Consider the following 21,190-nt stretch of genomic DNA (forward strand, 5'->3'; position numbering starts at 1 on the left):
CCGGCTACCGGCCAAAGTGCACCCATTTCCTTTGGCTTCGGAACAGAAGCCCGGTGACGGTGAGCACGACCAGGAACAACACCCAGGCCATGGCGCTGGCGTAGCCCATGTCAAGGTATTGCCACGAGCGTTGGAAGAGGTAGAGGGCGTAGAACGTCGTGCTCCCTTCCGGCCCGCCCTGCGTCATCACGTACGCCTCGGTGAAGTATTGGAACGCGCTGATGACGCCCATGACGAGGTTGAAGAAGATGACCGGCGTCAACAGGGGAAGGGTGACGTGGCGGAGCAGATGCCGGCCTTTGGCGCCGTCGATCCGAGCCGCTTCGTACAGGTGGATGGGAATATCTTTGAGCCCGGCGAGGTAGATCACCATGCTCCCGCCAATTCCCCAGAGGGACATCAGCACCAAGCTCCACGGCGCCCACTTCGTGTCGCTGAGCCAGGCGGGTCCCTCGATTCCCACGGTTCGCAACAAGCCGTTGACGAGGCCGATTTCCGGATTCAGGATCCACATGAAAACGACTGCGGTGGCGACGCTGGGGACGATCGACGGGAGATAGAAGATCGTCCGGAAGATCGCCTGGCCGCGCACCTCGACGTTGAGCAGCAATGCTAATGCCACCCCCGCCACGATCCCGAGTGGGACGGCGAAGATGGCGTAGCGAACCGTCACCCAGAGCGACTGCCAGAAGACCGGGTCGTCGTGAAGGAGGGTCTGGTAGTTGGCGAGGCCGATCCACTTGGGAGCGGTGACCACATCGTAGGAGGTGAACGAAAGGTACACGCTCCTCAGGAACGGCCACGCCATGAAGACGAGGAAGCCGACCAACCACGGGCTGATGAACAGCAGGCCAGGCCCGTTGTCGCGCCAAAACTTCCTCATTACCGTAGCTTTACTTGGCTTTCGCCCCGGACTTTTCGATGCGCTCCGCCATCGGGTTCTTAGTCGGCTCGGGCTTGATCACGTCGCCGCCACCTCCCGCAGAGGAGCATCCCGCCGCAACGCCGGTGAGAAAGAGGAGGGCCAGGAAACCTGGCCCGAACTTACGAACTACTCCCAAGAGCATGCCCATGGATTGCCGTCCTTCGTCGTGGGACACCATGCCGCGCCGCGCTTGCCGGCGAGGGCGGAGATCTTGATCGACTTCGCGTGGCCGTCGGCCCAGCCGACGGTTACGCCACCGGCGTGTCGGCCCTTGGAGAGGTCGCTCGCGATCTTGGCGACGTTGGCGGCGTCCCAGCCGCTTGGGTCGCCGGAGATGCAGTCGAGCTCGGGAGAGGCGCTGGTGCTCTTGCCGAAGCCGTTCGTGCACTCGCCCGGGACGTAGTTGAAGGCGCCCCAGCCTGGCACTCGGAAGGTGTTGTTATCGACGAGGTAGTTGCCCGATTCCGAGATCAGAACCTTGTTGGCGATATCGTCGAGCGACGTCGTCGAGGTCGGCTTCGGATGGGCCGGATTCCAAAGCGGGATGCCGGTCAGGGCGAAGTTCGCGCCGTAGTTGGCCACGCCGGGGTTGCCGTTGGCGTTGCTCCCGCCCGGATCGCGGAAGATTTGGGTCGCCTTGTGATACGGATAGGTGCTCTCGCCCCAGGTCCAGAAGCAGCCCTGAGGAGGCGAGTTGCCGTCGTCGGCCCAGGTCCAGCACTTGTCGTTGGTCTGCGCGAGGAGCGCGGCGTCGGGGGGCGGGCTGGTGGCAATCGGGGTGGCGGTGTCGTGCAGCGCCATCGGGAGCAGGTCGTCCGAGTCGCTAGAGTACATGATCATGCCAAGGTTCATCTGCTTGACATTGGAGATGCAGCTCGTCTGCTTGGCCGCGGCCTTGGCCTGGGCGAACACGGGGAATAGGATAGCGGCGAGAATCGCGATAATGGCGATGACGACTAGAAGCTCGATAAGGGTAAAGGCTCGTGCTTTCGATGACATGATAGTTTTCCTTGGTAAGTTCCGAAGAATTGCGGTGTTCTAATTCGAGATAATTGATTCGTTTATGCGTTCGACTATTGGTTTACTGTGGTCAATCGTTTGATCTTTTTCTTTATTTTGCGACCCCTACTTGACATAAGACGACATAACCTCCGGATCGGTCGAGACGGTTGGCGAAAGCGATGGAGGGCTTGCCGGTCCACGGGTCGAGGATGCCGAGGGCGAGGCGGTACTGCCCCGGCGTCACTTGGGTCGGAATCGAAGTGGTGAACCGGAATGCTCCGGGCTGCCACTTTCGGATGTCGACGGTCGCAGGGGCCCTGGCGACGACGCTTCCTTTTTCGTCGAGAAGAACGGTCTCCATCGACCACGGGTAGTAGAACGGGGCGACCCCTTGATTCACTCCTTCGATGGAAGCACTCGCGGGTTTACCGGCTTGCAGGGCTGCGGGCAATGTCAGCTTGGCGAGCCGAAACTCGTATCCCAGCATCCGGATGAGCTCTTCCGCGTGGTGCCGGAAGGAGTCGTCGCGGGGGGCGACCATGGCCGGGCAGTACGGGCCGATCCAACTGAAGTGGGCATCCCGAACCGCCCGCTGAGTATCCGACCAACCATCCCCCAGCCACTTGGCCGCGGCGCCAGGGACCATTTCTCCTCCCGTTGGGGCGACCTGCCAGTTGCCGTCCATGTGGCCGGCGCGGAGGGCGGGGAGGAACTTCCAATCTTCCGGCGGCAGGGTGTCCTCTGGAATCATGTCGTCGTGGAACCCCATGCCGGGAAGCTGCAAAGATGGGTAGGACGGATTTCGTCCCATCAGCTTTTTGTGCGGAAAGGCGGTTTGAAGCGCGCTAACAACCTGCTTCTGGGTCGCCTCCGAGGCGAACAGCTCGGCGCGTGGGTAGGTATGAAATTCTCCCCAGTGCCCGAGTAGCCCAACTTGGACGAAGGCGACGCGCGGGTTAGAGTCGTATCGCTCGCCTAGCCTTTTGATGAGGCGAAGGAGCGCCGTCTTTAGTTTGGGATTCTCATAGTCCGGCGATTTTCCGCCGCCGAAATCGGTGTAGGGGGTCATCTTCACCCCTTGGTCGATAAGCCATTGGGGGACGCCGGTCGCCTGGCCGGGGTAGTCCATCCAGACTCGGAAGACGATGTGCTTCCCCTTCGCGAGGTTCTCGTCCCACTTCTTCTGCTCCCACGCGGCGAACTGATATTCGCCTTCTCGCGGTTCCAATTCTCGCCAAGACGCGTCCACGTATGCCATGGAGGCGGGGAAATAGTGGGTCACGCCCGCTCCGGAATATGAGGCGTATCCCTTGAGCGGATTCTCCAGCGGTCCGGGTCCGGCGGGCAAATCGACCGTTCGAGCGCCTTGAGCCCCCGTGAGGATGGCGAGGAGTATCGCGCTTATCAAGGCGCTTCCCCTTCGCGCCGACGAAAAATCTCCGCCGGCCCGTTCTCGACCTCATTGTCTATTTGGGCAACTCTCATATTTACTTAGGGTCATTCTTACTCAAGAATCGGAAAGTTAGGAAAAGATTTTCTTTTGTTGCGGATCAATTCTTTGGTCAAACGTTTGACCGTTAGGTGTGCTCTTTATCTCGTTAGAGCATTCATATACACTACTTATGATCGCGGTGCCAAATCCGCGAAAAGCGTGGTATCTCATGAGTATGAAACTCACTCCTTCGGAGCAGCGCCCGTGACCTCTCCCCGAGCGGCGGGACTGACGTTCGCCATCGCGGGCGCCGGTGGTCGGGGCCGGATGTTCGCCCAGTGGCTGCACGACAACCTCGGTCCGGGCGTCGTCGTCGCCGTCGCCGATCCACGGGCTCATGCCCGCCAAGCGGTGGTCGAGATGCACGGAGTTCCCGAGGCGGGGAGGTTTGAGACTTGGCAAGATTTGCTTGCGAAAGGGCGCGTCGCCGACGTCTTGATCAACACCACCATGGATCGCGAGCATGTCGGCTCGGCCTGCGAAGCGATGCGGCTCGGCTACCACATGCTGTTGGAAAAGCCGCTGGCGACGACGCTAGAGCATGCCCGAGAGATCGATCGGGTGCGGCGCGAGACCGGCCGCATCGTAAGCGTCTGCCACAGCCTCCGTTACCATTCCGTCTACGAGCGGGTGCGCGAGATCATCGACTCCGGCGCGATCGGCGACATCGTGTCGCTCGACCAGCTCGAGGCGGTGGAGCACATTCACCAGTCCCACTCGTTCGTCCGCGGCAATTGGGGAAACACCGCCCGAAGCACTTTTATGTTGCTGGCCAAGAGCTGCCACGACATCGATATCATCGCCTCGCTCGTCGATCGCCCTTGCCGCCGAGTCGGCTCCTTTGGGGCTCTCACTCACTTCAGGACCGAGCAGGCACCGGCCGGGGCGCCGGAGTATTGCGTCGACGGGTGCCCGGTGGCGGAGACGTGTCCGTATCACTCGATGAAGGTGTACGGCGCCGACACGCCGTGGCGCTCGCATGCGGGATTCGACGGCCTGACTCGGGAGCAGACTTTGCTCCGACTGCGGGAGAGTCCGTACGGCCGGTGCGTCTACCGGACCGATAACGACGTGGTGGATCACCAGGTGGTGAATATCGATTTCGAAGGGGATGTGACGGCAACCTTTACGATGACCGCCTTCACTCCCTGGGGTGGCCGCTACCTTCGGATCCACGGAACTCGCGGCTATCTGGAGGCGAAGATCGATCAGCGGTCGGTCGACCTTTGGGAGTTCTGGCGCGAGAACCGTCACTCCCGGTTCGAAGTGCCGGAAGAAGCGGGAGCGCACGGCGGGGCGGATGGACGCCTAATGAAGAATTTCCTGGAGGCGGTACTCCAAGGCGATCCTTCGAAGGTGCGCACGGGAACGGAAGAGTCGCTGCGGACCCACACCATCGCTTTCGCGGCGGAAACGGCGCGGCGGGACGGTGTCGTCGTGGACGTTGCGGCGATGTCGGCGGAGCTTCGCGAGCCGGCCCAGGTCTCTTAGCGGACCCCACTGCTTGCATCGGTCAAAATTGCATCGCGATGCCGCCCGGATTTGTTCTCCGCACGTTCGGCCCGCTCGAATTCGAGCGGGGTGACTGGCGGTTGACGCGGTTCCCAACCCGAAAGTCGGGATTGATCCTCGCCCGGATTGCCTTGGCGCGCGACGGAAGGATGGAGCGGGACGCGCTCGCCGAGTTACTTTGGCCGGACGATTATCTGGACATCACGCGCGGGCGTCTCCGCCAAGAGCTTCGTCGTCTGCGGCAGGTCATCGGCGAATTCGATTCTCACTTGCAATCCGACCGGTATCAGGTGGGAATCGAACCGGGGGTCCTCACGACCGACGCCCTTATGTTCGACGCCCTTGTAGCCGAGGGGAGTGACGAGACGCCGAGCGAAAGAGTTGCTCGCCTCTCAAGCGCGGTAGATCTGCTCCGAGGCCCTTTTCTCGCGGGATATCAAGAGCCATGGGTGTTCTCTACCCGGCGGCAGTACGACGAGAAGGCCCGCCGAGCACTGCTTGCTCTGGCGGATGCTTGGGAAGCGCTCGGCGAGCAGGAGTCGGCACTTAACGCGATCATCCAAGCGGTCCACCACGACCCGCTCGATACCGGAGCGAACGGCCGCCTCATCCGCCGCCTCGTCGCGCTTGGGCAGGGAAACCGAGCGCGGCAAGCTTTCTTACAGTTCGATGGAATGCTCTTCCGCGAACTGGGCCATCACGCACCCGATTCGATACGGGCTCTTCTGGCGGGGACGAAAGAAGCTCCGCTCCCGCCTACGCAAGAACCTCGGACGGTAGTCCCGCGCCCGGCGGAGCTCTTCGGGCGGGAAGAAAGGCTGGCATTTATCGATGCCGCACTGGCGGAACCGGGTGCGTGCGTCTTGTTGGTGGGAGCTCTCGGGGTGGGCAAGACTCACCTCCTTCGGGCATGCGCGTGGCGATTCTCGCTGGCGAATCAATTGCCCGTTCAACTTGGCGGCGAGCCATCGCCGGTTGCAGACGGCCTCTTCGTCCTCGAGTCGACGCACGAACCGAGGGAGATCGAGAGAACGATTGCGGCCGCCGCCAGGAACGGCTGGCGTGTCTTGGCCGAGTCGCGCGTGCGGCTCGACATGGCCGGAGTTTCCGAGGTGCGGGTCAACCCGCTCCCGACCGGTCCCAACGAGGACGAAGCGGCGGTTCGGCTCCTCGCCTCGCAGACCTCCTCGGAAATTGGGAACGAGTCGATTCGAGCGTCGCTTGCCGCACTGGCTACGTGCTTGAGCGGATTGCCGCTGGCGTTGAAGCTGTTTGCCAAGCGGCTGGAGATCCAGTCGCCGGAGCAGGCGATCCAAGATCTAGATTCCGGTCTAGCTGCGTTCGCCGAGCTCGAAACATCAACGGGCGAATCCGTCGCAAGGTCCCTGATTGGGACTCTCGAACAGATGCCACCTTTGGCGAAGGAGGCGTTCGATTCGCTTTGCCTCCTCGACGGCGCTTGCCCGGAACTGGCCTCCAAGCTGGCATCGTTCGAAATCCTTCGGCTGCTCGAGAATCACTCCCTGATTTGCGTTCAGGGGGAGGGTTCTCGCCGGCGGATGCAAGTACCACGCCCCCTCGCGTTCGTGGCACGGCAGCGGTTGGCGGCCTCCGACCGTGACCAGGTGGCGGAACGAACCTGGCAGATCATGGCGGACTGGACCTACGACACTTCCCGGTACCAGACCGGCCCTTACCAAGTGGAAGCGTTCGACCGAGTCGCCGTCGAGTGGCCAAATATCATGAGCGGGGTGCGATGGGGAATCGACTATAACGCGGCGGTAGCGGCCCACCTCGTAGCGGGCGCCTGGAGAACCGTTGGGACGCGGGGGATGCCGCCGAGCAACGTCGATCTGTTCCTCGAAGCCGTACAGCTCGGCGCCGCGTCGCTTCCCTGCTGGCCGGGAGGGGAAGCATGGCTGGGAACCGGGATCGCGCTCGCGCTCGGGGGGCGAATCAAACGAGCGGAGCCGGCGTTCCTTGCCGCGATCGAGACTTTCGAGAAGGGAAACCACTTGGTAGGGCAAAGTTGGGCGACCTTGAATTACGCGGCGTTGATCCTTGCCCGGACTGACCCGCCCCGAGCGGTCGAGGTCCTAAAGAAGCTGGCAACGACAACCCCGAGAACCGAGCATCGTCATCTGGCGCTGTCCGACTGTGCGAGCATCCTCGTCTCGCTGGGCAATCTAGACGAGGCGGTCCGGATCGCGGAAGAAGCATTCGAGATTAGAACTCAGGCGGTCGATCCCTCCAACCAGGGGCGCGCTTACGGCGAACTAGCGCACATCTATATCGCGGCCGGACGGCCCGAGGCGGCGCGGCCATTGCTGATCGAAGGGATCCGCCGCCTTCGCGAGCTCGGAATCCAGTTCTTACTCACCGGACCCTTGCTCGATCTCGCTCGCATCAGCCTCGACTCCGAAGAATCGCGCGCCCTTCTCGACGAGGCGGCGGAGATCGCCCGACGTCTTGGGTCGCCGCAATACATGCTCGACGTGGCTCGCGTCCGCCTGGAGTGGGAGCAGCGCCGAAACGACATTCCGGCGCTGCTCGCCGCGATCGAGGCGATGTTCCGGTTTACCCAGCTCCTCGATTCGAGCGAAGAGCGAGAGGCTTCCCTTCGATCCTTGGCGGGCGAGTGTTTGCGTCGGGGAAAAGAGCCGTACGCAAACGCGGTGATCGGAGCGCTGGGCGATCCGATCACCGGTCCGGTGCACGAGGGTTGGCGGAGCCTTCTCTCGTCCGATTCTAACCGTACCGTCTGCACCCTGGCCGTGGCCTTGGCGCAGGAAGCGTTCGGTTAGATGGTGGCTTTGATCACCCCCGCCGCATCCGCGGTCGATCCGGCGACGCCGGGAGTAAGAGTGACCGTTACGCCACCCGCCGTAGCCGTCGTCGTGATTCCGTACGCTGCTCCGGGTGTTAATCCGGTCACTACGAAGGTGTGGACGCCGGCCGGAACCACGAAGGTGCTGGTGGCGATGACGGCTCCCTTGTTCACCGGGAAGTAAACGGCGTACTTGCCGAATACCGCGCCGTCGAACGCCGTGCCGTTCGCATTGGCGACCTTGGTGGCCGCCGCCATCGCCGTACCGGCGTCGGCTCCTTGGAGCACGTGCAGGAAGCGAGTGTTCTGGGGCATGGCCGGGTCCTGAATCGACAGGATCTGCGTCATTGGCTCCAACTCAGCGATCGGATTAAGGTCGCTCGCCGCGTAGACCGACTTGATGGCGGCGTTCTGCGGGAGCAACGTCTGGACGAACAGCTTTTGACCGCTCGGCATCGTTTCCGTCGTCACGTTCCCTACGATGGTCGGCGCGGTGGCCAGGCTCAGGTTGAACGTTTTGAACAGACCGGTGTGAACCGACGTGGCCCGATCGTAGACGACGATATAGTCGCCGTCAAGCCAGAGGACGGAGCGAGTGGCTTGCGTAATGTCCACCGCGGCATCGTTCGGTGAGTAAACGTTGGGGCGGTTGTAGAGCTTGGTGAGATCGCTTGCGGCGTACACGTAGCCGGTGCCGCTGCTGTTCACCGTCGTCGGATCGCCGGCGCTTTGAGCGAGTATCCATTGGCTGCCGTTGGCCCACTCTCCAGCCTCGAACCATGAGATATTCGGTGTGCCGTTGGCGCACCAGTTCTTCAGCCCGAGGGAGTTGTGGTACTTGGTCGTCATTCCGACCGTGTTGTTGTCGTAGTTGCTCATCTCCTTGGTGAGCCAGTCTCCCTTGCGGAAGAACTCGAACTGGCCGGCGTCGCCGAGCTGGTGGTTGATCGAATTCCAGCTTGCGCGGTAGTCGAACATCGTTCCATTCGCTGTCCAGTCGGTTTTTGCGATGATGCGCGCGGCCGGAGCGTCCACGTAATTGAGCGGCATCGCCGGCCGGGGATCGAATCCGCCGCTCGTGCTGTTGCCGAGAAGCATGAAGTAGAGGATCGACTGGGTCGAGCTCCAACTCCAAGGGTTGGTGATATTCGTCATCAGTCCAGCGGCTCCGCCGGGAACCGCATTAACCGAGAACCATCGTGCGACGGCGGCGTGAGTCGCCTGGCCCTGCTGCCCTTCGAGGAGCGATAGCAGCGCAAACGGCTGCATGACGTCCGGAGTGACGTATAGCCGAAGCAGGTCGCCGAAGCTGGCGTACTGATAGATCGGACCCAGCCAAGGCTCGGTCGCCGCGACCTGCGCGGTCGGGGTCATCGAGGCGAGATACCCCTGAACGAATCGATCCCATACAGGAGCGCCGATCAGCTTGATCTGTGGTCCCGAGTAGGCCGGGTTATTGAAACCTGCGGTCTGCAGGGCCAGGAGCTGACCGAGGATGTAGGCGAACGAGTGCCCGTACAGCATTCCCTCCGGAGGAAGCCCGCCGCTGGCGAGGCCGAACCCGGCGCCGTTTCCGGCGATTCCGTAGTCGGCGGCGACCGTTGCCGGCTCGCCCATCATCGCGTACATCTGGTAGAGCCAAGCGCCGTTGGCGTTCAGGATGTAGCTGCGGAGCGTGTTGCCCATCGCCGAAGGGGCAAGGCTCGCATTGATCACCGGGTCGTCGGCCGGGTCGAAGCTCAGCGCCATCATCGTGAGGAGGCGGGCGTGTCCCAAGTAGTAGTTGTTCGACGCCATTCGGTACGGCGCGTTGCCGGGAAGGAGCTGCGCGCTGTTCGTCGCACCGATAGGCACTGGGTGGTCGCCGTAGGCGGTGGAGGCGTTGAGACACGCGGTGGACCAGAGGAGGAACACCTTACGGATCGTCGCCTTGTCGGCGACGGTCAGGATAGGGTTGTTGCTGGCATCGGTCGCGCTATAGATCCAGTCGACGATCAGCGGCCACTGCTCGCCGCTTCCATTCGCGCGGTTGTAGGTGGCGAATAGGGGATCGCGGAAGGGCGCGCCCGCAAGCGTCCCGAGGGCAGCCTGATTCATCGCATGCATCAGGAGGTTTCGGGCGTACTGGGCATATTTGATCCGGTTGGCCGGATCCGGGTCGATGAGAGAGTTAAAGGCAAGGACGAGGCCGTACTGCTCGGTCAGATATCCCTGGTATCCCTGCGTGTCGCCGGGATCCGGATAGTTGGGGTTGGCTACTCCGCCGGGGAAGAACTGCGTGTTGTAGATATTCACCGCCTGGCTAAGCAGGGGCGCCATCCCTTGGGCATAGAGCGGGTTGGACGCGACCGCCCAGCCACGAAGTTTGGGTAGGTCCGCCTGCGTAATCCAGAGGCGAGGGTGGGTCGTTACCGGGAACGGAATCTGCGCGGCGGTCGCGTAGTTAGCCGTCACGGTTGCGGCGGCCGCGGGCATCGTGAGGGTGGTGGAAGGGGACGTGGCACTCTGGACGGTGGCGCCGGTCCACTTGGAGAACGTCATTCCGGCCGGCGGCGAATTCGCGGTAATGGCGACGGTCGTTCCGGCGGCGTAGGAGCCGCTTCCGGTCCCGCTGACGACGGTGAGCTGGTACTTGGTCCCGTTCGAGTAGTTGGCCGTAACCGTGGTGTTGGCAGCCGGCATCACTAGCGTGGTCGAAGAGGCCGTTGGGTTCTGGACGGTAGCTCCGGTCCAGTTGGTGAATGTGCTCCCCTGGGGAGGAGCGTTGGCCTGGATACTTACGGTCGTCCCCGCGGTGTAGCTGCCGCTGCCGGTACCGTTAACGACGTTAAGGGTGTAGGCGGTTGCGCCGCCGGCCACGGGAACGGTGATCGCATTGCTTACTCCCGAACCGGGATTACGAACCGTAAACGTGGCATTGGGCGCGGATGGCTGATATCCGGTCGCCTTAATGGTGGTGGAGGTTACCGAGGTCGTGGATAGCTGAACCGGCGAGCCGTTCGATGTGTCGACGACCGTGGCTCCCTGGACGAATCCTTTTCCGGTCAAGGTGACGTTGATCGTTCCGGTGTTCAACGGATTCGGAGAGACCGAGTCGAGGATAGGTCCCTTCGACAGGATGATCACGTAGGTCGAGTCCTTGATTCGGTTGTCGGTAACGCTGGAAGCGGTGATTTGAACCGGGTTTTGGCCCGGAAGAGTTACCGGAGCCTTGTAAAGTCCGGTTGTAGAGATCGTTCCGGCGGCGGCGGATCCGCCCTTGATGCCACCAGCGGACCAAATCACGGCTTGGCTGGATAGGCCGGTTACGGTGGCGGAAAACTGGAGCGATTCTCCGACGACGACGCTGGGCGATTTGGGCGCGATGGTCACGCTTTGAGCCCAGATGACGCCGATCGGCATCATAAGCAGGGTCAAGACCAACCGAATTAACACTCGGCTCGCCAGACCACGTAGTGGTGTGCGCATATACAGACTCTCCTTTGAGGCCCGCACCAATCATGCGGAGACCTAACGGCAGAGTGATATCCAACCTCAGTGACCAAACCGTGACAACATCGTGACAAATGAAATCTGGGTCGATAGGCCCAGACGTGGAACTGGTCGGCGGCAGTGGATGAGCCGGAGACATGCATTGTCGTGCTCTCGCCGCGTCTGGTGTTCTTTGAATCCTTGTGCCCAAGATCGGGCAGCTCACCTTGTCGCCGGCAAACCTGGATGAAGGTTTTTTCGTTGTCATCAAGCCCGGAAACTAGTAAGAGGATGGAATGATCGACGTCTCCAACTTTACGGCCCTGTAAGGAGCCGCCCGGGCAATTGACCAACTCGACGGCCACGGGCAGCGCCAGGCGCTTGCTTTCGTGGAAGAACGCTGCCGGCTGGAACCACCAGCCGGCAGCGAAGAAAATCACTCCGACACCCAACCCAAACAACCGTCGCAATTTGTCGCCGGGGAGCAACTCGCCGATCTACTGGACGGAACGAGTTCCTGAAAGCAGCGCCAGACGATGGCGTTGTTTGCCGCCCGCTGGGGCGCGAAAGTTGCCGCTTCCTACAAGCGGCCCAGCCGTGGCTTTTGCGTCGTGCCGGAAAAATAGCAGCTAGGCAAGGCCGAGGGGGCTTGCGCCCCCTCTTTGACGTGCTTGAGACACGCCGTGGCGTGAGACGTTCCATGGTAACACGTCTGGCGCTTGAACTGCGATCCCGCAAGTAGAGTTACACCCCCCTCTAAATTTTCTTAGAGATGGGTATAATCCTCCTTACCGGAGGGCTATAAGGAGACGCTCACCGAAAGAGACGACATCCTAAGGAGATCGCAATAACCGTCGCTATGCTCCTCATAGCCATTACGTGGAGAAGCAGGCCGCCCGTACGCGAGTGAGTCAGGATTCTCCCGGAGGCTGAAGCGTAAAGGGTTACGCCGTGGCGTGAGACACCATCGAGCGCGTTCCAAGTGCAGGGGTTCGAGTCCCCCGGCCTCCGCTGAAAAGGACGACAAGCGATGAAACTACCCATAGGACCTCCATCGAAAAAACGTGATCCCGCTTCACGGTGGACAACCAAACTCGTCAAGAACGGCTGGACGCCGATCGCGGATGATTTTCTCGCCCACTATACCGATCTCGTGCCGCAAATAACCTCCATGGAAGCTATGCTGATCGTGCATCTCATGCAACATAAGTGGGACGCCAAGGCTCCCTATCCGGGATTTGAAACGCTGGCCAAGCGAATGGGGATGACGTCGACGGCGGTTCGAAACCACGCCCGCAGTCTGGAGAAGAAGGGGTATCTAAAGCGCGAACCGCGTGTATCCCAAACCAACCGCTTTCACCTCGATGGTTTGTTTCGAAAGCTTGAGGCTTATATCGAAGCTCATCCGCCGAAGCAGAAACGCTCTGAATTTAAACTGGATTTGAGCGCCTTCGAGTAATTAGTGTGGGTTAGGGCCATCTGCATTAGGGAAAGGCACTCTGAAAAGACCGCGAAAAATCTCCGGTAAGTTTACCGAGGGCATCCGAATTGCACCCTGTGTTCATCTTCTAGAAGGTCAAAAACGGACAGGATATTCTAGCGAGCCTTGGCTCTTCAAAATAAGAAATCTTTTTAAGCATGTGGTAACAACATAAAACTGTCCTGATTTCAGAGTCGAAATTCAGAGCGCCGCAATGGTCAAATCTCGCGTCCCGATTTGCGACCCAGAGGTAACGAATTCCGGTCACAGATGAAGACTACAATCCACAGCAGGGTGAAGGCTTCAAAAACCGCTGGAAGATGAGTGACGAACTGTGGTGTTACGAACATGATTTGTCCTCTGTAGCTGAGCCAGTGTTAGAGCATTGGATAGCTTTATTCTTAATACACCTTTGCACTTTGCATCGGGGATTTTTACGTCTGTACTGTCAATCGAGCCCCGTCTAAGAAGCCGCTGCCGCTTTAATTATTGACAAGGTGAAGGGAAAGATATTTTCCCCTTCACCGGTTGACGAGTTGGACGAGCTTAACGCCGGCCTTGCTTTTTCCGCGCTGAGATCGCGAGTTGAATATTAGCGAACGCTACTAAAATCAACGCAATCAACGTTAGGATTTGACTTATTTCAATCATATTAATTCCCTCCTGCTTATATTATTGCCGTTATAATCGAGTTTTGAAGAAATATTCTGTCCGAGTTGTAAATCACGTAACGCTACTACCTAGTGGATTATTACACAGTAAGGGTACGGGCTACTCCAACACTTCTGGAGAGGCTTTTTGGTTTCCACCTGTTGCAACTCTGCGATCCAGTCGTCGACCTGCTCCGGCATTCGTTCGTAGTCGGGTTCGATTATCGCCAAGCGCATTCCCCGCAGCCCGATAAGGGCCGCCAACCTCACGCGCAGCGAATTTGAGTTTTCGCTAGGTGGGGCGTTTCCCATCTTCCACGTTGTCGCAGGCACGCGAGGAAGGCAAGAAATTTCATAATCAGCGTGGTTAGCGTGGCACGGGCAGGCCGCCCGAGAACGAAACCTCTTGCCCTCCTCGTCTAAACCATATTGGGCCTCGAATTCGTCGCAGGCTGGGCCAACGGGCCGCGGAGATGGAGTGTGGACTCGATCTGAATTAGACGACGTGGATGGTGCGAGTGGACGGCCGACTATACGTTCAACTGATGCATCATGTTCTTGTGAACCGATTCCGACTTGCTTCCTCTGCCGCCTTCGTCGCCCTTGCCGCCACGGCGGGAGCCGATACGTGGACCTTCGTTGTGGCGGGAGATGGGCGAACGAACGATAAAACGCCTGACTTTTCGGGGATCAATCTTCCCATCCTCAACAAGATGGTCACCGCAATCAAGGCGGAGCATCCCCGCTTCATGCTTTTTACCGGCGACCTTGTCCACGGTGTCTACGGTCTGGTTAAGGCGCCCGTAGATGAGCAACTCGACCGTTGGAAGAAAGCGGTCGCGCCGCTCTACGGGGTGGCGATCTACCCGGTTCGCGGAAACCATGAGACGTACGGCGACAAAGATGGGAAGATCTGGATGAGCAAGATCAAGCCGATCATCGACGCTGGAAACGTTAGCTACTTCAAAGGCGAAGAGGGGTACAGCTACAGCTTTGCCACCCGGGATAAGTCGAAGACCGTGGTCATCGCCGTCGATCAGTTCATCCACGAGCATCGGGTCAACCTCGATGAGCTTAAGCAAACGCTCGAGAAGGCGAGGAAAGCGCGCGCGAAGAACATCTTCGTCTTCGCTCACGAAATGGCGTTCACCTGTACCGCTCACGGCGACGACGAGAATATGTCGAAGTTCAAGGAGGATCGCGATAAATTTCTCGATCTTCTGCAGCGTTACAGCGTCCGATACTTCTTCGCCGGGCATGACCACGCGTACGATTGGATGGAAATCAGGACCCCCCGGTGGCCGTCTAACTACACGCTCAATCAGATCGTCGCCGGTACCGCGGGAGCGCCGTTCTATACCGATAAAGGTTACTTCGGCGACCACGGCGCCTATGAGCTCAAGCGAAAGGAGCACAAGGACAGCACCTACGGATATCTGCTCGTGACGGTCGACGATAAGAAGGGCGTCACCGTCACCTTCAAAGAAATCCCGCAATAGAGCTCAGGCGGACTTACGCCGCCGATAGACGTCGGGTTCATTGCGCGGCTTAAATGCGAGTAACCTTTTGGCATGGGTCAGATCAGGAGACTTCTCCGCATCGCCAGAGCAAGGAGACGCCGGTCGGCGATGTTCTTGCTGGTGGCGTTGCTGGCGTGGTGCTCGGCGGCCCAGTTCTTGGTGAGGACCCCGGCCGGGGTTCAGTGTCCGACTGCTTCCGTCCAATTGCTTTCCGTGCCGATCTTGTCCCCTTGCGGACACGTGATCGGCAAGGAAGTGAGGCCGCCAAAGCCGGGGGAAAAGGGATTCCTCCAGTGCCGATGCGCAGAAAAACGCTCGGGGCCGGCCACCACACTCGATAGTTCGCCGCCCCCGCCAATGGTTGCGGCGTCGCCGTTCACTCTCGTCATCCCGGACCCTCTTCCTGAGAACTCCGCCCCGCGCACGTTGATTGCCAGGCTTGTCGCCGTGGCCCTTCCGCCCCCCGTACGACCTCCGCTTGCGGCATAGCCAGCGTTCTGCTCGCTTTTCGTCGCGCCCTCGCGCGCCAACCGCCGGTCCTTAGGAGGGATTTCACTTGCGCAAACTCGCCTTCACGCTCATCGAGCTTCTCGTCGTCATTGCCATCATCGCGATCCTCGCCGCCATCCTTTTCCCCGTGTTCGCGCAGGCAAAGGAAGCGGCCAAGTCCACCGCGTGCCTCAGCAACTCTAAGCAGCTCGCCCTTGGGCTCACTCTTTACGCCAACGACGAGGAAGACCGGCTTCCGGCCGCAACCGAGCACGGCGGCGGCGACGGTACCGGAGAGCTCACCGGTCAGACCTGGCTCGACACGGTACAGCCCTACATCAAAGCGCGCCTCCTGTACCGCTGTCCGACCGACGCGTCTCCTCTCTGGAATCGGAGCGAGGATCCTCGCCTGACAAGCTACGGGATCAACGCGTACGTCACCTACAACCACGAGCCTTATTTCGGCCCAGCTCTGTCGTCGTTCACGCATCCGGCGGAGACGGTACTGGGGGCGGAGCTCGCCGACAGTGTGGATGAGGACCACTTCATGCCGATGTACTGGGGGAATCCTCCCCGGCTCGTCGACTCCGATAAGCAGGACGAACAGTGGGATGCCGAGTCGCGACTTCCCAAGGCGCTCGCGATCAAGCGACACCACAACGGGGCCAATTATCCGCTTTCCGACGGACATGCCCGGTGGATGCGGTTCGAGCAAACTTGGCGGCAAGATGCCGGACAGCCCCCGGCGGTGGATTTCTACGACCCGCTCCGCCCCTGATCCTCCGTACGTAGTCGATCGATCGAAAAGGCTGGGCCCTGTTGTGTCCCGTTAATCTCTAGGTTGGATGCCTCCAGCGTTGGAACAACGCGTCGTCTGGAGGCTAACCTCCTCCTCATCCATATCGCATCGAAAGCGACCTGATGCGTACCGCCGGTCAATCTATTCAGGAGACCCAGACATTCACGTCAAAGCAAATCAACTCCGCGGCCCATCTGCCTCTCGGTCGAGGCATTCAAAGATTTCCGCGTTTGTCATCGCCGGCATCTGGCGTCCGGAGAATGGAACGGCCACCGGTATGGGCTCGCTACGACCATAGGTTTCATTTTGATCTCGGAGCCCCTTCTCAATGAGATTCGCGAGGAGATCATTGAGCTCGACTCCTTTGAGTGCCGCAGCGGCCTTCGCGCGCCTTAGCAACTCGTTGGGAAGTTCGATCACCGTTCTCACGACTCTAGTCTTACTCCCGAATGGGCATCAAAGCATAAGGCGCTTATCAGACCCTACACGCTCGCGAGGAGTACGATCCAGACGTGGGTTCCGTTCTTGAGGCCGTGAGCGAGGCCGACCATGTTGCCGGGGGCGGGATCCTGCTTGGCCCAGGCGGCGTTGAAGCCGTCGGGATCGGTCGTCGTGAGGCAGACCGCTTTTAGCGTTTTCATTTGGAACTGACCGGCGGCGAGGCGGCGCGAGGCCTTCGACTGAATCTCTTTTGCGGCGAACTTGCCCGCGAGGTAGTCGGTCATCAGAGCATCAGCGGCGTTACCCAGGGTTCCATTCTCCGCAACCCCCGCTGGGTCCACTTTCAACTGGGCTTCGTGAACCACATAGAACATCGTGTCCAGGTAGCGGACCGGAGGGGTGTACTCCACGGGAGCGGCCGGCGGAAGCGGATCGGAGGTCGCTTGGCCGGGCTTCATGTAGGCAGGGAGAGTGTCGCCGAACGCCTTCAGAGCGGAGTAGTACGCCAGAACTGCCGGTACATATCTGCGGGTTTCCGGGATTCTTTGCCAGGAGCCGTCCGCCACGTGGCGAGGACCGGCGTTGTAGGCGGCGAGCACCTTGCGCAGGTCGCCGTTATATCGGATGGAGTGGCGCGAGAGTAGGGAAGCGCCGCCCCGGATGTTCTGATCCGGATCGAACGGCTGCATCACGCCGTAGTCGGAGCAGGTCGCGGGCATCAACTGCATCAAGCCCATGGCGCCGGATCGAGAGACCGCGTTCGGGTCGCCCATGCTCTCGACCGCGATCACAGAAACGATCAACGCGGGGTCGACGGCGAACTCGTCGGCATGCTCTTTGATGGCGTCGGCAAAAGGCCGGGTTGCGGCCTCCGCGCGGGCCCGCAGATCGGCCTGGCGGCTCGTGGGTATGGCTTGGGACAATGCCGAAGCGACGACGCCGAGGTGAATGAGGGTGATAACGCCGGCGACTGCGGACCGCTTCTGCATGGTTGCTTCCTACGGCCCTCGAGCGCTTCCGCGCTCCCGGCCAACAGCTATCGTACCCAAGGTTGCGCGCTCTTCCGCTACGACAACTGCCAACCCGTACCCACGCCAAGCTTGTCCGGCTGCAGCGCTAAGACCGCGTCCCGGTTGGCGATGAACCAGTCGTGGAACGCGTCGAGCTTGGTCTGGCCGTCCGAAATTTTCGCTTTATCGTTCTTGGGCATCCCCTCGATGAGCTCGGCCAGCCCTTGTTGAAGTTCGGTGACTGCGGCTCCCGACCCGGGTAAAGCCTGCTCGAACTTTTGGGCGTCGAGCTGACTGGCGTCGCTCTTCATGCGGTAGCAGAGATTCAAGAACTCGGTCGAGGTTTTGGAGCGGGGCATCTCCTCGAACTCCGCCGAACATATCTCCATCCGCAACACCGGCTCCGGCGGCCGAAGCGCCGTGCCTCCGCACCCCGAGACCGAAACCCCAGCTATCAGTAGGGGCACCGTCACCTCCATAGCGATTCGCTTAATTAAACGGATTGCCGAAAAAGCCCAACCCCTTCCCGCCGCGGGAGGGGTCGGTGAGTCCCGAGGCACGAGGGCGAACCGGGGGAGAGGGATTAACCGATCACGGAAGAGTCCTCCAGTGACGGTCTTAGACCACGAAGACACGAGAGAATTGTCGGCGAATCATCACGGCTTCTCCATTTCGAAAACCGGGCAATGAGGGACGAAGGGGAGGCGAGCTCCGATCGGGACGACGATCGCGTGGTCCCGGCGGGAGCGGAAGCGGTCGCATTCCGCGTCGGTAATGATAAGGATCGGGCCGTCTTTGGGAAAATCCGCGGCTCTTTCCAGGAGGTCGATTCCGGGCTGGAGAACCGTCCCGCCCCGTCCCCGCACGCGCACCCGTCCGGCGATCGCCTCGGGCGGAAGATATCCCTCGTCGTAGGTTGCGGCGTCGCAGAAGATGAGCCTTACGAACGGGACTTGCCGCGACATCGCATAGCTGCTGACCGTTCCCAAGGCCTGAGCAAGCATGCTCGCACTCATCGAACCCGAGGTGTCCAACACGACGCCAAACGTTCGCTCTAGAGCCGATTCGGGAATTTCAACGACGCGGGGACGCGGAATATCCGGCGTGGCAGACTGACGCCGGCTTGCCCGACTATAAGTTCGGCGGCTTTCTAATGGGCCAAAGTAGCCGTCGAACCATTGGGCGAGCCTGACGTCCCAGGGGATCGGCGGCACGGAGAGCGCTTCGATCTCTTCAACCAGCCCTGCCGGCAACAACCCGCGCGGTTTTTGTTGGTGTAGCGACAGCCCTTGCGCCAACGCCCTTCGATAGAAGTCGTCGAGATCGACACTTGCCCCTCGGAGGCCGTCGGCCGGACCGAGGATGTCGCAAAGACCGACTCCCCGGACGGTCGCGAGCTTTCGGTAGGTCCGGATATCCCGCACGATCCGGTCGTAGATCGCCTCCGCGTTCAGCCCCTTCAACTCGGGGTCGTGCAGCCCGCCGAACGAGGGGATGGCTCCAACCCCCATTTCCAGCAGCCATCCGTTGATCACGAAGTCGCAGGCGACATTCCATAGGAACGGGTCGCGCCCGGCACACCGCTCTTGATGCCGCAGTCCAACGTGCAGGATCTCGTGGGCGATTACGAACCGGCACTCGAGCTCGTCCATGGCCGCCGCGGGATTCATAAAAATCTCGCGGGCGGCGGCGTCCACGGCCGCCACCGCGATATTAAGGCGCTGACAGATCTTGGGGTCTTCGACGAGGGTAAAGGCGGCGGCCATCGCACCGAGGAGGGGGAAACTGGAGAGGAACCACTTCTGGGCTCTCTGAGCGGTGGTTACGGTCTTCTTCGTGGCGGTCCTATATCCGGCGGCGATCTCCACCGCGTCTTCCACCGCTTGCACGAGCCCTCGAGCGAGAATTGTCGGGTAATGGGTCGCGCCGTAGTACCAACTCGACCGGGGAGGTCCATCGAAGATCATGTCCGGTCCCTCACCCCCCATCCCACGCTCGAAGATCTCGGGCGGAACTCCGTTTTGCTTGAAGTTCCGATAGATCGCTTCCTCCGAGCCTCCCGGCAATCCAATCGGAAGAAACGGCGAGGCGCCCGCCTTGAGGTCGTTGAGGAACCGTTCGATCACGACGTCGCAGGCGGCTTGCCAGGTGCGGTCGCCCTCGCGATCGATCGCGAAGTGGTCGAAGCCTAGATGTAAGACGCAGTGCGCGAGAACGTACGCCCACTCTTTCGGCTCGCCGCGGCGACTTGGATGAACGTCGATTCGCCCACTCTGATATACGATCGCCCATCCGTCGCGCGGGCATTGGCTCCGCTTATCCCGGATGATTTCGACTCGCGAAAGAAGCGCGTTGCAAATCGGAAGTCGCTTTGCAATTTCCAGTCCCGCAAAGTAGGCCGCGGCAGCCGGGTCCATCTTGGGAGGACCGCTCTTCTGCTTAGCCATCGCGCTTGGCCGCCAATCGCGGAAGATCGCGGATCAGCTCGACCACGAACCAACCCGGCAACGCGCCGCCGTCTCCCTCGGAGACCACCATCTGCGCCAGTTCCATGGAGATGCCCGCCAGATCGGTGATCAGCCCCTTTCCTCGGATCGCGAGGTCCTGGGTTGTCGCGGTAAGCCGTCCCTTCTCTGGCGGAAGCTCTTTCACGAGCCGGCCTCGTAAGCTCTGGGCCAGGAAGTAGAGAACGTCACGGTCTTCCGGCTTGTCCGGCCAGCGCATCTCTCCTCTTAGGATCGCCGTAAGGCGATAGCCGGAGTTGTTCTGCTTGACGAACGCCTTGAACTGCCCGGCGTGGTGCGGGGTGAGGCAGCCGAAGGCGAGAACCTCGACCTGATCTTCCGAGACGTCCTCTCCGTATTCCCGAAGCGCATCGCTCAGCATGTGCCAGGAGCGTGGGGTGGAGAAAGGCTCCTCGTGTTTGGGCGGCTGGCTCCAGAGGTGGTCGGGGCGCGTCTGAATGTATTCGAGCACCCATGGGTGAATCTGGTTAAGTCCCGCCCACTCCAACCATTCGCGGTGCGAAACCCTTAGGTGGACATGCACCATGCGGTTGAGCAGCGCCGATGGCATCGGCTTGACGATGGCGCTGTCTTGCGATCGGTTTCCCGCGCCGATGACGACCGAGCCAGCGGGCATCACGTACTCGGCGATCCTTCTCTCGTGCACCAGCGAGTAGAACGCCTTCATCACCTCGTGCGAGCAGGCGTTCAGTTCGTCGAGGAACAGGCAGTAAGGTTCCGTCCGGGCAATCTGCCGCGGCGGTCGGAAGACGCTGCACCCATTCTCGATCTGAGGAACTCCGATCAGGTCCTCGGGCGCGAGCTGACTCCCGAGCAAGGAGACGCACGGCAGCCCGACCTCGGCCGCGAAGGCCTGGACGAGGGAAGATTTGCCAATCCCCGGCGGTCCCCACACGAACACCGGTCGAGAAACCGCCACGTGCAGCAAGAACTCGGGCAACTGGCCCTGAGTTAAGGTAACCGCTGCATTCATTACGATAGGTCCACTATTGTACTTCGACCATCCGTCCGAGATCCTTGACGGCCCGGAGCGCGGTCGTCCCGACC

Annotated in this window: 14 protein-coding genes; 5 read left to right on the top strand and 9 right to left on the bottom strand. The window is 60.7% G+C overall.

The window, feature by feature from the left end:
* Window positions 1-4: 4 nt before the first annotated feature.
* The 4 genes from OP10G_RS10460 to OP10G_RS10475 form a co-directional block, all read right to left on the bottom strand.
* Window positions 5-883 carry a carbohydrate ABC transporter permease gene (locus OP10G_RS10460; protein WP_025225941.1) on the bottom strand — a complete coding sequence of 293 codons (879 nt, stop codon included), beginning with the start codon at window positions 881-883 and terminating at the stop codon, window positions 5-7.
* 10 nt (window positions 884-893) lie between these two features.
* Window positions 894-1,067 carry a hypothetical protein gene (locus tag OP10G_RS26795; RefSeq protein WP_158409195.1) on the bottom strand — a complete coding sequence of 58 codons (174 nt, stop codon included), beginning with the start codon at window positions 1,065-1,067 and terminating at the stop codon, window positions 894-896.
* Window positions 1,052-1,924, bottom strand: coding sequence for a prepilin-type N-terminal cleavage/methylation domain-containing protein (locus OP10G_RS24400; RefSeq protein ID WP_025225939.1), 873 nt, complete (start codon window positions 1,922-1,924; stop codon window positions 1,052-1,054). The genes OP10G_RS26795 and OP10G_RS24400 overlap by 16 nt, the downstream gene beginning before the upstream one ends.
* 112 nt (window positions 1,925-2,036) lie before the next feature.
* Window positions 2,037-3,335, bottom strand: coding sequence for a DUF4832 domain-containing protein (locus tag OP10G_RS10475; RefSeq protein WP_025225938.1), 1,299 nt, complete (start codon window positions 3,333-3,335; stop codon window positions 2,037-2,039).
* Between the two features lie 288 nt (window positions 3,336-3,623).
* Between OP10G_RS10475 and OP10G_RS10480 the strand changes: the two genes are divergently transcribed.
* Both OP10G_RS10480 and OP10G_RS10485 read left to right on the top strand, forming a co-directional pair.
* On the top strand, window positions 3,624-4,910 hold the full coding sequence (locus tag OP10G_RS10480) for a Gfo/Idh/MocA family oxidoreductase (RefSeq protein WP_025225937.1): 1,287 nt from the start codon (window positions 3,624-3,626) through the stop codon (window positions 4,908-4,910).
* Window positions 4,911-4,948: 38 nt separating this feature from the next.
* Complete coding sequence (locus OP10G_RS10485) at window positions 4,949-7,735, top strand: AfsR/SARP family transcriptional regulator (protein WP_025225936.1); 2,787 nt, start codon at window positions 4,949-4,951, stop codon at window positions 7,733-7,735.
* Here OP10G_RS10485 and OP10G_RS10490 read toward each other — a convergent pair.
* Entirely contained in the window at window positions 7,732-11,226 is a 3,495-nt protein-coding gene (locus OP10G_RS10490; RefSeq protein ID WP_144241094.1) for an InlB B-repeat-containing protein, read from the bottom strand. The two genes, OP10G_RS10485 and OP10G_RS10490, sit on opposite strands and share 4 nt — an antisense overlap.
* A gap of 1,033 nt (window positions 11,227-12,259) precedes the next feature.
* On the opposite strand from OP10G_RS10490, the gene OP10G_RS10495 reads away from it, so the two are divergent.
* The 3 genes from OP10G_RS10495 to OP10G_RS24405 all read left to right on the top strand — a co-directional run bounded on the left by OP10G_RS10495 (window position 12,260) and on the right by OP10G_RS24405 (window position 16,146).
* Window positions 12,260-12,688, top strand: a complete 429-nt coding sequence (locus OP10G_RS10495) for a helix-turn-helix domain-containing protein (RefSeq protein WP_025225935.1) — start codon at window positions 12,260-12,262, stop codon at window positions 12,686-12,688.
* 1,216 nt (window positions 12,689-13,904) lie between these two features.
* Window positions 13,905-14,858 (top strand): metallophosphoesterase family protein, encoded by a 954-nt coding sequence (locus OP10G_RS10505; RefSeq protein WP_038472970.1) that lies wholly within the window; start codon window positions 13,905-13,907, stop codon window positions 14,856-14,858.
* A gap of 577 nt (window positions 14,859-15,435) precedes the next feature.
* Window positions 15,436-16,146, top strand: coding sequence for a DUF1559 family PulG-like putative transporter (locus OP10G_RS24405; protein ID WP_025225932.1), 711 nt, complete (start codon window positions 15,436-15,438; stop codon window positions 16,144-16,146).
* Window positions 16,147-16,649: 503 nt separating this feature from the next.
* On the opposite strand, the gene OP10G_RS24410 is transcribed toward OP10G_RS24405, so the two are convergent.
* The 4 genes from OP10G_RS24410 to OP10G_RS10540 all read right to left on the bottom strand — a co-directional run bounded on the left by OP10G_RS24410 (window position 16,650) and on the right by OP10G_RS10540 (window position 21,116).
* Window positions 16,650-17,597: a lytic transglycosylase domain-containing protein gene (locus tag OP10G_RS24410; RefSeq protein WP_052547684.1), complete on the bottom strand. Its 948-nt coding sequence runs from the start codon at window positions 17,595-17,597 to the stop codon at window positions 16,650-16,652.
* 77 nt (window positions 17,598-17,674) lie between these two features.
* Window positions 17,675-18,085, bottom strand: a complete 411-nt coding sequence (locus tag OP10G_RS10530) for a hypothetical protein (protein WP_144241095.1) — start codon at window positions 18,083-18,085, stop codon at window positions 17,675-17,677.
* Between the two features lie 189 nt (window positions 18,086-18,274).
* Entirely contained in the window at window positions 18,275-20,065 is a 1,791-nt protein-coding gene (locus OP10G_RS10535) for a vWA domain-containing protein (RefSeq protein WP_025225929.1), read from the bottom strand.
* Window positions 20,058-21,116: an AAA family ATPase gene (locus tag OP10G_RS10540; RefSeq protein WP_025225928.1), complete on the bottom strand. Its 1,059-nt coding sequence runs from the start codon at window positions 21,114-21,116 to the stop codon at window positions 20,058-20,060. Before OP10G_RS10540 ends, OP10G_RS10535 begins: the two co-directional genes overlap by 8 nt.
* Window positions 21,117-21,190 lie beyond the last annotated feature (74 nt).

The sequence above is a fragment of the Fimbriimonas ginsengisoli Gsoil 348 genome (genome assembly GCF_000724625.1).
GTDB lineage: Bacteria > Armatimonadota > Fimbriimonadia > Fimbriimonadales > Fimbriimonadaceae > Fimbriimonas > Fimbriimonas ginsengisoli.

What these genes read in the sequence shown, in the direction of transcription:
- OP10G_RS10485 (WP_025225936.1), top strand. Translation starts at nt 4,949, where the DNA reads ATGCCGCCCGGATTTGTTCTCCGCACGTTCGGCCCGCTCGAATTCGAG.
- OP10G_RS10490 (WP_144241094.1), bottom strand. Translation starts at nt 11,226, where the DNA reads ATGCGCACACCACTACGTGGTCTGGCGAGCCGAGTGTTAATTCGGTTG.
- OP10G_RS24400 (WP_025225939.1), bottom strand. Translation starts at nt 1,924, where the DNA reads ATGTCATCGAAAGCACGAGCCTTTACCCTTATCGAGCTTCTAGTCGTC.
- OP10G_RS10535 (WP_025225929.1), bottom strand. Translation starts at nt 20,065, where the DNA reads ATGGCTAAGCAGAAGAGCGGTCCTCCCAAGATGGACCCGGCTGCCGCG.
- OP10G_RS10460 (WP_025225941.1), bottom strand. Translation starts at nt 883, where the DNA reads ATGAGGAAGTTTTGGCGCGACAACGGGCCTGGCCTGCTGTTCATCAGC.
- OP10G_RS10505 (WP_038472970.1), top strand. Translation starts at nt 13,905, where the DNA reads ATGCATCATGTTCTTGTGAACCGATTCCGACTTGCTTCCTCTGCCGCC.
- OP10G_RS26795 (WP_158409195.1), bottom strand. Translation starts at nt 1,067, where the DNA reads ATGCTCTTGGGAGTAGTTCGTAAGTTCGGGCCAGGTTTCCTGGCCCTC.
- OP10G_RS10495 (WP_025225935.1), top strand. Translation starts at nt 12,260, where the DNA reads ATGAAACTACCCATAGGACCTCCATCGAAAAAACGTGATCCCGCTTCA.
- OP10G_RS24410 (WP_052547684.1), bottom strand. Translation starts at nt 17,597, where the DNA reads ATGCAGAAGCGGTCCGCAGTCGCCGGCGTTATCACCCTCATTCACCTC.
- OP10G_RS10540 (WP_025225928.1), bottom strand. Translation starts at nt 21,116, where the DNA reads ATGAATGCAGCGGTTACCTTAACTCAGGGCCAGTTGCCCGAGTTCTTG.